At 61.3% G+C, this 10,540-nt stretch carries 11 protein-coding genes; 5 read left to right on the top strand and 6 right to left on the bottom strand.

The window, feature by feature from the left end:
* Positions 1–507: 507 nt before the first annotated feature.
* Both panD and IB262_RS35140 read left to right on the top strand, forming a co-directional pair.
* Positions 508–960 (top strand): aspartate 1-decarboxylase, encoded by a 453-nt coding sequence (panD, locus tag IB262_RS35145; RefSeq protein ID WP_060606845.1) that lies wholly within the window; start codon positions 508–510, stop codon positions 958–960.
* Positions 961–1,369: 409 nt separating this feature from the next.
* Positions 1,370–1,666 carry an antibiotic biosynthesis monooxygenase gene (locus tag IB262_RS35140; protein WP_060581446.1) on the top strand — a complete coding sequence of 99 codons (297 nt, stop codon included), beginning with the start codon at positions 1,370–1,372 and terminating at the stop codon, positions 1,664–1,666.
* 78 nt (positions 1,667–1,744) lie between these two features.
* Here the strand turns inward: IB262_RS35140 and IB262_RS35135 are convergent, their stop codons facing one another.
* The 5 genes from IB262_RS35135 to IB262_RS35120 form a co-directional block, all read right to left on the bottom strand.
* Complete coding sequence (locus IB262_RS35135; RefSeq protein WP_034800379.1) at positions 1,745–1,936, bottom strand: hypothetical protein; 192 nt, start codon at positions 1,934–1,936, stop codon at positions 1,745–1,747.
* A gap of 30 nt (positions 1,937–1,966) precedes the next feature.
* Positions 1,967–2,245: a hypothetical protein gene (locus IB262_RS35130; protein ID WP_060606839.1), complete on the bottom strand. Its 279-nt coding sequence runs from the start codon at positions 2,243–2,245 to the stop codon at positions 1,967–1,969.
* A 91-nt stretch (positions 2,246–2,336) separates the two neighbouring features.
* The gene (locus IB262_RS36575) at positions 2,337–2,459 is read right to left on the bottom strand and encodes a hypothetical protein (RefSeq protein ID WP_256385321.1); all 123 of its coding nucleotides are present in this window, start codon (positions 2,457–2,459) and stop codon (positions 2,337–2,339) included.
* Positions 2,460–2,877: 418 nt separating this feature from the next.
* Positions 2,878–3,960 (bottom strand): DNA polymerase IV, encoded by a 1,083-nt coding sequence (dinB, locus tag IB262_RS35125; RefSeq protein WP_192494547.1) that lies wholly within the window; start codon positions 3,958–3,960, stop codon positions 2,878–2,880.
* 26 nt (positions 3,961–3,986) lie between these two features.
* Complete coding sequence (locus IB262_RS35120) at positions 3,987–4,658, bottom strand: SOS response-associated peptidase (protein ID WP_113294182.1); 672 nt, start codon at positions 4,656–4,658, stop codon at positions 3,987–3,989.
* Between the two features lie 233 nt (positions 4,659–4,891).
* Here IB262_RS35120 and IB262_RS35115 point away from each other — a divergent pair, with 233 nt between their 5' ends.
* From IB262_RS35115 to IB262_RS35105, 3 genes are read left to right on the top strand one after another with little or no spacing between them, the layout of a single operon-like run.
* Positions 4,892–5,653, top strand: coding sequence for an ImuA family protein (locus IB262_RS35115; RefSeq protein ID WP_060581441.1), 762 nt, complete (start codon positions 4,892–4,894; stop codon positions 5,651–5,653).
* Positions 5,568–7,091, top strand: coding sequence for a DNA polymerase Y family protein (locus IB262_RS35110; RefSeq protein ID WP_192494546.1), 1,524 nt, complete (start codon positions 5,568–5,570; stop codon positions 7,089–7,091). Before IB262_RS35115 ends, IB262_RS35110 begins: the two co-directional genes overlap by 86 nt.
* Complete coding sequence (locus IB262_RS35105) at positions 7,088–10,354, top strand: error-prone DNA polymerase (protein ID WP_192494545.1); 3,267 nt, start codon at positions 7,088–7,090, stop codon at positions 10,352–10,354. The genes IB262_RS35110 and IB262_RS35105 overlap by 4 nt, the downstream gene beginning before the upstream one ends.
* Here IB262_RS35105 and IB262_RS35795 read toward each other — a convergent pair.
* Positions 10,326–10,540: hypothetical protein (locus IB262_RS35795; RefSeq protein WP_210337868.1), on the bottom strand; the 215-nt coding region annotated here is incomplete at its 5' end. The genes IB262_RS35105 and IB262_RS35795 overlap by 29 nt on opposite strands.

The raw sequence follows: 10,540 nt of genomic DNA, 5'->3' as shown, positions 1-10,540 counted from the left end.
CGAAATCAATCACCCGTAACAGCAACCAGGCAACCGGAATTCGATCGCACCCGTTGTCCGCGACTTAGCGAAACGCTTGTCCGCGACTTGCTGAAATGAATGTCCCGATTTACCGAAATCCGCAGGCTGAAAAATAAACTGAATTAGTCGTGTCGGGGGGCGGGCTAGTACATACGCCGTACGGATTGCGACAACGCGGGAGGGGAAAAGCTGGTGCCGACACGATTAGGATCGTCATTCGAGCCGGTTGATATATTAGCAAAGCCGTACCGGAATTGTCGAAAGCGACCTTCCTTGCGGGCGGCTTTGTTCGTATCTGAGCGCATCGGCTTGGCCGATGGAGTTTTTCTTCCCCGCGTTCAGAGAGCCATCTGGGTGCGAACCTTGCCCCGCCTTCCCCGGCGGGGCCTTCTCTCTGCTTGGCGATTGGCCGTGCGCGAAGATTTCTGCCTCGTCGGCAGCGCCAGGGCGCGACGAAACCTGATCAACCGCGAGGTGTGAAAAAGCATGAGAAAGCTGGTCGCAGGGAAGCTCCATGGCATTTATGTCACCGAGGCGAACCTCAACTATCATGGGTCGATCACTCTTGACCCGGACCACTGTGAGGAGGCCGGCATCTTGCCGATGGAGTTCGTCGAGATCTGGAACAAGAATTCCGGGGCGCGCATCTCCACCTACGTCATCCTCGGTGAACGCGGTTCTAGGTGCTGCATCCTCAATGGTGCGGCCGCACGCACATGCCAGCCGGGCGACCAGATCATTATATGCAACTCGGTTTACCTCGACGAAAGCCGGCTTACTTCCTTGAAGCCGAAGGTACTGACCTTCGACGAAAACAACCGCGTGCAGGATCGCCTCAGCTACTCGGTTGAGGTCGATGCATCTGGCAAGTTCACTTTCGAAATCCTCGACGAGGCCGAGACGGCATTGCCGATACCGCTTATGGTGTCCGGCAGCTGATTGGATTTGGCCAAGAGGCAAGCCTGACGGCTGTGTCGTCGCCAAGGACAGAAACGCAGCGGTCGCGGCCTCGCCAGCAACACGGCGTTCGTTGTTGCTGAACCAGTTGCCGACGACCTTGCCGCACTGGAAGAAGAGAACCGCAGACTGCTGGCATATCGCCTTCGGCAAGAAAATACACAGCTACGAGCTATGCTTGAGCGGTTTGGAGCAACTAGCTAGCGCGCCGAGGCGGCGTCCGCACACACAGAAGCTTTCCGATCCCGGACTAGTTTCCTCGAACTTTGGCCATATATCTCCGATTGGCGAGCCCGTTCTTGAGGCTTTCTCGGTCGGGTGCAGGCTCTAGCCAAAAGCGCAATTTGGACGGCAGATTATCAGAGGCAGAACAAGGCTCAGGGAGGCGCTCATGACCGCATTCAATGTCGTCCGCTTCAAGGTCAAGCCGGGGATGGCTGAGGCTTTTCTCGGCGCTCACCGGGACATAGCTCAAAGCTGGTCGGGTCTGCGTCATGCCAACATCATCGAGGCTGGCGAGGGACGATACTGCATTATCGCGGAATGGGAGAGCATGGAAGCATTGGCGGCGAGCCGGCCGCAGATGGTCGCCACGCTTGACAGCTTTCGTGAGACGCTCGAGGACCTCGGAGGAGGGCTCGGCGTAACCGACCCAATTGCAGGCCTGGTCGTCCTATCAGTGAAATAAACCGGAAGCGGGTTTGCCGTGGCGATGCGTCGTTGGGCTCAACATTAGCCGGCGATGCCACAAGACGTGTCTCGTCGTTTAATTGCGCTTTGCCGTTCGGGCACGTTCGCGCAGCATTTTCAGGTGCCTCCGCCGGATGTCATCGATGGAAATGTCACCCGCAATCCAGAGTCTGAGCAGAGCCTGGAACTCGGCGGTGTGGTCAATTGCAATGCCCCTTGCTTGCCACTTGGCAATCACACGATCGGCGATTTCTTTGCGGGTGGCCACGTCCTTTCCCCTTCCTGGTCTGTCCACTCATTATGGCGCGGGGCGCCCCTGCGACGTCAGTAGCAAGGATTGGTCTGGGCGCTCGCTCGCCGTCGAGGACTGCCGATAAGTGTTCGTCAGCCTTTCCGCAATTTGCATTGCTTGCTGCGCGGTCAATCTGAACTGCAGCGCCGACACGTTTTCGAGATCCGGATCGGCGCTGAATTCGATCCTCAGGAAAAGCTCGCCCGTCTCGTCGATTGCAGTGTTCCAGCAGACGACCGTTGATGCCCTTATGTTGCCGTGACCGTCCGTATTCCAGTCGATCATATTCGAACCTTTCCTCTTCGGGAAACAAGGACGCAGAGTTGGTCATCGTATCGATGAGCCGAACTCATCCGTTCACCGCGATTGCGTCGCTCTAGAGCGCACTTCCCATGACCTGGACTACAACGGCAACGACGGTGGCCGCCACAGTGAGCGCGGCGCCAAGACGTGCAACCTTCATCCGGCGATGCCGCGCGCCGCTCCAGTCATAACTCATCGCTTAACCTTGCGCTTGTGGTTGAGAGGTGCCTGGCTTTATGGGCAAAACCGCAACCCGTGGGCGGGGTTACGGTTCTGAGTTGCCGCTGTACGCTGGAATGTGATTGGCGACTGAACAAAGTTTGCAAGCTTATGGTTAATTAAGAGTTTACTGAATAAGGTTCCCCGCAAAGGTCGCCCGTTCGGTGATCACGATTTCCATAATTTGTTCGAGTGAATGGAGCGAGCCTCGGTGGGTGCGGCTCGCGCTGCTGCATTCTCAATGGGCTGCACGGACGTGCCGTCATTTACAAGTCGGTCTGTCACGGCGAGGGGAAGCTGGCCGCATGACCTATCCCACTTTTGGTAGCCGGCGCATAGTTGATCCGCCAACCCTCATTCGGTCGTTCGGTGTCCTGGCAGACGAGCAAGCTGTTTTAGAGCGCGAAGGCAAGCTGTGGCTTGCTTTCGATCGTTGCTTCATCGAGTGACGACAGTGTCACGCCCAGCAACCGAATGCCTTTTGGGGCAGGGAAGAGTGGAGACAACAGCATCGTCATGACCGCGGCAAGCTCTGCGGCACTTGCGATCGGTGCCGCTGTTGTCTTGCACCTAGTGATCTGAGTGAAATCCGCCCATTTCACCTTGAGCGTCGCGGTCTTGGCGCGAATGCCGTTCGCTTCGCAGTAGCGCCAGACCTTTTCGATCAGCGGTTCGAGGCCAGCCCTGGCGGTCTCGAAATCATGGACGTCTACGGAGAACGTGTCTTCCGCGCCGATGGACTTGCGCACCCGGTCGGCCTTCACTTGACGTTCGTCGACGCCGCGGGCGATCCAGTAGAAGTAAGGTCCCGATTTTCCGAAGTGTTGCTGCAAGAAGGCGATATCGTGATCCTTCAGATCGGCGCCCGTTTCAATCCCGAGCTTGTGCATGCGCTCGGCGGTTGCCGGACCGACGCCATGGAATTTCTTGACGGGCAGCGCCTCGACGAAGGCCGGACCGTTCTTTGGCGTGATGACGAAGAGGCCATCCGGTTTTCTCTGGTCGGACGCCATCTTGGCGAGGAACTTGTTATAGGAAACGCCGGCCGAAGCGGTCAGGCCTGTCCTTGCCTTGATCTTGGCGCGGATCTCCTCGGCGATCTCCGTCGCAAGTTCCATTCCCTTGAGGTTCTCGGTGACATCAAGATAGGCCTCGTCGAGCGAGAGCGGTTCGATGAGCGGCGTGTATTCGGCAAAGATCGCGTGGATCTGCTGTGAGACTGCGCGGTAAGCATCGAAGCGCGGCGTCACAAAAATCAGCTCCGGGCATTTCCGCTTGGCGGTGACCGACGGCATGGCCGAATGGACGCCGTATTTGCGCGCCTCGTAGCTTGCGGCAGCCACGACGCCGCGCGCCTCGCCAAAGCCAACGGCAATCGGAAGCCCGCGAAGTACGGGATTGTCCCGCTGCTCCACCGAGGCGTAGAAGGCATCCATGTCGACATGGATGATCTTTCGCGTGCGCTCAGAGCGTTCCATCACCGATCACGCGACCCAACGACTGGTCATAGCAGCAGGTCTTCTTCGGGCAGGGCGGCAGGAGGCTCGACGACAACAAGCAGGTTGCCCGGAAGCGGCCGCTGCAGGTGCTTCACGTCGTCCCAGGATCCGGTGAGCCACAGATCGACCTCGTCAGGTGTGGTCAGGATCACCGGCATGGCCTTTTGATGGATTGGCGAGACGATCTCGTTCGGGGATGTGGTGAGGAAGCCGAAGAGCTCGTATTCGCGCTCACCATCGCGCACGCGCCTGACACCCTTCCATGGCGTCCAGAAGCCGGCGAAGAACATCAGCGGCCGCTCCTTAGTTCCAGCGAACCAGGCATTAGGGACTTTTCCGCCGGGAACCTTGGCCGCCGGATCCGGCTCGGCGAAGGAGTTGAAGGGGACGACGCAGCGACTGGTCGGCCCGAGCCAGCGTCTCCAGTGCGGAGAGGCGACGTTTCGGATGTTGGTGACGCCGGGATCGTAGTTCTTCACGAAAGCGGGCGGCGAGGGCATGCCCCAGGTGACACGCGCGATCTCTCGCTCTCCGTCTTCGCCGACGCGGACTACGGGCGCCTGATAGCCGGGGTAGACGTCATAGGATGGCTGGTTCCAGCCTGCCTTGTCGCGGAATGCCTTGGTGAATGCGATCACGGCATCACGTGTCGTCGTGATGTTGTAGAGATTGCACAAAGTTGAGTCTCCCTTTCTCACCTAGCTTCATATCAACGACTGCTCGCTTCTGTCGCCGTTCCCCGGCATTCGATCTGTTCATTGAACCAAGCGGCGTGTCCGTGCTGGCGTCTCGATCGCAATCAACAGTCTCTTTTCTGAACTTCGTTGACTCGCAACCCAAATAGGAACAAATAGAGAACATATCAACAGGAAGCGCTAATGCATAGCCCTAAGGAGTTGTTCCTTCCAAAATGCCCCGTCCAGTCGACAATACCGTCGTCTCAGAACTTCGCGAGCGCATCCAGCGCCTTGAAGGCGCAAGCGGCCGTGGACGACAGGTCCTGCCATTTGGTGTCACCGAGATTGATCGGCGATTGCCGGGTGGGGGGCTCGTACTCGGCTCGTTGCATGAGGTCGCCGGCGGCGGCAACGGTGCGATCGACGGCGCGGCGGCGGCACTCTTTTGCGCGGGCATTGCCGCCCGCTCGAAAGGCAAGGTGCTCTGGTGTGTGACGCGGCCCGATCTCTTTGCGCCGGCGCTGGCTCAAGTCGGTCTTTCGCCGAGCCGCGTCATCTATGTGGAGGCCGGCGACGAAAAGGCGCTTCTTTCCTGCATGGAAGAGGGGCTTCGCCACGGCGGCCTCGGTGCCGTCGTCGGCGAGCTCGCGCGCCTTTCGATGACCGCCTCGCGCCGCTTGCAGCTTGCAGCCGAGAGTTCCGGCACGTTGGGCATTGCGATCCGCCGCTGGCGACGACAGGCCGAAGCCTCGGATTTCGGGCAGCCGACGGCATCGGTCACGCGCTGGCGCGTGTCCGTCATGCCGTCCGTCCCCTTGCCGGTTCCAGGCGTCGGCCGCGCGCGCTGGCTCGTCGAGCTCATCCGCTGCCGTGCCGGCGAAAGTGCAGATTTCGAAGTGGAGGCCCCAGATGCCAAGGGTCGTATCGCTCTTCCTTCCGAGCTGGCCCACGGATCGCCTGAGGCGCAAGCTCGGCGACGCAGCGCCGCCGGCTGAAACGCCTCTCGTCCTCGTCGGTCGCGAACAGCGAAGGCGTGTGGTGCTCTCGGTAAATGCCGCGGCGATTGCCGCAGGCCTGAGACCCCGCATGGCCGCCACGAAAGCCCAGGCGCTCGTCGCAGGTCTTGTCGTCATGGACGCCGATCCGGCCGCCGATCAAGAAGCGCTCGAACGCCTGGCGCTCTGGGCGCTGCAGCGCTATGCGCCGATCGTAGCCGCCGATCCGCCCGATGGCCTGGTGATCGATACGACCGGTGCCGATCACCTGCATGGCGGCGAGGACCTGATGCTGTCAGGCATGGTCAACCGGTTCTTCGGATCCGGTATCGAGGCGCGGGCTGCGGTTGCCGATACCTGGGGGGCGGCCCATGCCGGCGCCCGGTTTCTCGCTCATCCGACGCTGGTTGTCGCTCCGGGGGCGCAGCAGGAAACCATCCGTGACCTGCCCGTCGCAGCGCTTCGCCTCGATCCTGCAATCGTCCATGGCCTTCGCGTGCTGGGCTTCAACACGATCGGTGAGGTGGCCGGCGTGCCGCGGGCGCCGCTTGCCCTTCGATTTGGACCCGAACTTGGCCGTCGCATCGACCAGGCCATGGGAAAGGTTGCCGAGCCGATCGATCCGGTCCGCACGCCTGAACTTATCGAAGTTCGCCGTTCCTTCGGTGAACCGATTGCGGCCGCCGAGACGATTGCGCGCTATGCCGCGAAGCTTGTGGGCGCGCTCTGTCTGGTACTGGAAGAAAGAGGCCTCGGCGCGCGGCGCGTCGACCTTCTCTTCCATCGCGTTGATAACACCTACCAGGCGATCCGCGCAGGCACCGCGACGCCCGTTCGCGACGCCAAGCGCCTGATCCGGCTCATCACTGATAGGATCGAAACGATCGCTCCGGGCTTCGGGATCGAAATCATGTCGCTGACGGCAACCCACGCCGAGCCGCTGGTGGCAAGACAGGTCGTTTCCTCGCTGGTCGAGGAACCGGAGGCCGATGTTTCCGGCCTGATCGACATCCTGGGAAACCGCATCGGCGCACGCCGGCTGTATCGTTTTCAACCGGTCGCCAGCGACGTGCCCGAACGCTCCATCAACCGCATCGCGCCGATGGCGCCGGACGAAGGTCTCGCCTGGCCCGGCTATTGGCCAAGACCGGTGCGCTTGCTTCTCCATCCTGAAGCGATCGAGACGATGGCGCTTCTGCCCGATCATCCGCCGGTCAGTTTCACATGGCGTGGCGTGCGCCGACGGGTGAAACGTGCCGACGGCCCCGAACGCGTCTTCGGCGAATGGTGGAAGCGCGATGCCGAGCTCGTCGCCGTACGCGACTATTTCCAGGTCGAGGATGACGCCGGCGAGCGCTACTGGATTTATCGCGCCGGCGACGGCGAACACAGCGAGACCGGCAGCCACCAATGGTTCCTGCACGGGATTTTCGGATGACGACGCCGCTTTATGCCGAGCTGCAGGTGACCTCGCATTTCTCCTTCCTGCGCGGCGCATCCTCCTGCGAAGAGCTATTCCAACGTGCCGCCGAACTTAGGCTCGAGGCGCTGGCCATTGCCGATCGCAACAGCCTCGCCGGCATCGTGCGAGCGCACCAGGCGGCCAAGGATGTCGGCGTGCGGCTGGTCGTCGGCTGCCGCCTCGATCTTGAAGGCGATCTATCGGTCCTCGTCTTTCCGACTGACCGGCCGGCCTATGCGCGGCTTTGCCGGCTGCTGTCGCTCGGCAAGAAGCGCGGCGGCAAGGCGAAATGCCGGCTTGCCTGGTCCGATCTCGTTGCCTATGGCGAGGGACTGATCGCGGTTCTCCTTCCCGATGCCGCTGACGAGGACTGCGCGCGGGAGCTGCGCCGTCTGAGGCAAGAATTCGGCGACCGCGCCTACCTGGCGCTGACACTCCGGCGCCGGCCGAACGACCAGCTGCGCCTTCATCAACTCTCCAACCTGGCAGCTTCAATCGGCGTGCCGACGGTCGTCACCAACGACGTGCTGTTTCATGTGCCGGACCGGCGCATCCTGCAGGATGTCGTCACCTGCATTCGCCACAACATCATGATCGACGAGGCCGGTTTCCGCCGCGAGCGCCACGCCGACCGCTACCTGAAGCCGCCCGAGGAAATGGCGCGGCTCTTTGCGCGCTACCCCGAAGCGCTTACCCGCACCATCGAGATCCTGGAGCGATGCCGGTTTTCGCTCGACGAGCTCGCCTATCAATATCCGGAGGAGCGATCCAATCCTGCACTGACAGCCCAACAGACACTGGCGCAACTGACCTGGGAAGGTGCAGCCTGGCGTTACCCAGAAGGGTTGCCGGAAAAAGTCCGCAAGAACCTCGAGCACGAACTGCGGCTGATCGAGAAGCTTCAATATGCGTCCTACTTCCTGACAGTGAATTCGATCGTGCGTTTTGCCCGTTCAAGGGACATTCTATGCCAGGGCAGAGGATCGGCCGCCAATTCGTCTGTCTGTTATGTGCTCGGCATCACCTCGATCGACCCTGAAATCAACGACCTCCTGTTCGAGCGCTTCGTCTCCGAGGAACGGCGCGAGCCGCCTGACATTGACGTCGACTTCGAGCACGAGCGCCGCGAGATCGTCATGCAATGGGTCTTCGAGACCTATGGCCGTGATCATGCGGCCCTTTGCTCCACGGTCATCCGCTATCGGTCGAAAGGCGCCATCCGCGATGTCGGCAAGGCGCTTGGGCTGCCCGAGGACATGACGAAGATGCTGTCGTCGCAGGTCTGGGGCTGGGGCGAGGACATCGGCGAAAAACATGCCGAGGAGCTCAATCTCAACCTGTCCGATCGGCGCCTGCGCCTCACGCTCGATCTGGCCCGGCAGCTGATGGGGGCGCCGCGTCACCTGTCGCAGCATCCGGGCGGCTTCGTCCTGACGAACGATCGCCTCGACGAGCTCGTCCCGATCGAACCGGCGGCCATGGCCGACCGGCAGGTGATCGAATGGGACAAGGACGATATCGATATCCTGAAGTTCATGAAGGTCGATTGCCTGGCGCTCGGTATGCTCTCGTGCATGAAGCGCGGCTTTGATCTGCTGGCCGAACACAAGGGCATCAATCTTGATCTCGCGAGCATCCCGGCCGAAGATCCGCGCACTTACGCCATGATCCGCCGGGCCGACACACTCGGTACCTTTCAGATCGAAAGCCGCGCGCAGATGTCGATGCTGCCGAGGATCAAGCCGCGTACCTTCTATGACCTCGTCATCGAGGTGGCGATCGTGCGCCCCGGCCCGATCCAGGGCGACATGGTGCATCCCTATCTTCGCCGGCGCGAGGGCAAGGAGGCGGTGATTTACCCGAAGCCGGAACTGGAGCAGGTGCTTGGAAAGACGCTCGGTGTGCCGCTCTTCCAGGAACAGGCGATGCGGGTCGCCATCGAATGCGCCGGGTTCACGCCGGGCGAAGCCGATCAATTGCGCCGCGCCATGGCGACCTTCAAGCATACCGGCGGTGTTTCGAAGTTCGGCGAGAAGCTCGTCCGGGGCATGGTCGCAAACGGCTATGAGCCGGACTTTGCGATTAAGACCTTCAAGCAGCTCGAAGGTTTCGGCAGCTACGGGTTTCCGGAAAGCCATGCCGCGTCCTTCGCGCTGATTGCCTATGCCTCCTCCTGGCTCAAATGCTGGCATCCGGATGTCTTCTGCGCAGCACTTCTGAATGCCCAACCGATGGGCTTTTACGCCCCGGCCCAGATCGTGCGGGACGCGCGCGACCATGGCGTCGAGGTCCGGCCTGTGTGTGTGAACGCCAGCCGCTGGGATTGCACGCTCGAGGCAACGGGGGATGAAAGCCGCTTTGCCGTTCGCCTTGGTCTTCGCATGGTCAAGGCGCTGGCGAACGCTGACGCCGCGGCAATCGTTGCCTCGCGCGACGAAAGGCCTTTCGAGACCGTCGACGATCTCTGGCGCCGGGCAGGCGTTCCGGCCGCCTCTTTGGTCCAGCTTGCCGAAGCCGATGCCTTCCAACCTTCGCTCAAGCTTGCGCGACGCGAGGCACTCTGGGCGATCAAGGCGCTGCGCGACGAGCCGCTGCCGCTCTTTGCCGCGGCCTCTGAGCGTGAAAGCCGGACGGTCGCGGAACTGGATGAGCCATCAGTGGCGCTAAGGCCGATGACTGCGGGCGGCGAAGTGGTTGAGGACTATGGGCATGTCGGCTTGACGCTACGCAGCCATCCCCTCTCGTTCCTGCGCGCCGATCTGACGAAGCGTCGCATCGTCACGTGCAAGGAGGCGATGCAGACCCGGGATGGAAAATGGCTCGAAGCCGCAGGTCTGGTGCTCGTGCGCCAGCGGCCGGGTTCTGCCAAGGGCGTGATGTTCATCACCATCGAAGACGAAACCGGCATCGCCAATCTCGTCGTCTGGGCAAAGACCTTCGAGACGTTTCGCCGCGTTGTGCTCGGTGCCGGCATGCTCGGCGTCTATGGGCGCATTCAACGGGAAGGCGAGGTCGTTCACCTCGTTGCCCATCGGCTGACCGACCTATCCGGCGAACTTGCAAGCGTGGGCGATCGGGACGCCAGTTTTCCGCTTCCGCATGGAAGAGGTGACGAGTTCCATCGTGGGGCGCCGGCGCCCGATCCGCGCGGTATCCCGAAGGGACCGCGGCCGCGCGATATCGTCGATCCCTATCTGCATCTCGATCAGATCAAGGTGAAGACGCGGGATTTTCGGTGAGGGCCAACTTCGCATTGAACGGCCGGGTGTCGTGAACCCGACGAGTTTTGAGGATGCAAGTTCCAAAGAGTGCGGTTTCGGCATTGAAGCTGGGTGAGTGAGTAAAGCCAACGCCTTTTGCCGAAGGGGCTTTTGACGTCCATATGTCGAAAGCGGTGTTGCACACCGGTTTTCCCTGCGTTTGTT

This window comes from Ensifer sp. ENS02, from assembly GCF_014851885.1.
Lineage (GTDB): Bacteria > Pseudomonadota > Alphaproteobacteria > Rhizobiales > Rhizobiaceae > Ensifer > Ensifer adhaerens.
Note: the sequence above shows the minus strand (reverse complement) of the source record. Positions and strands in the feature narration are given on the sequence as shown.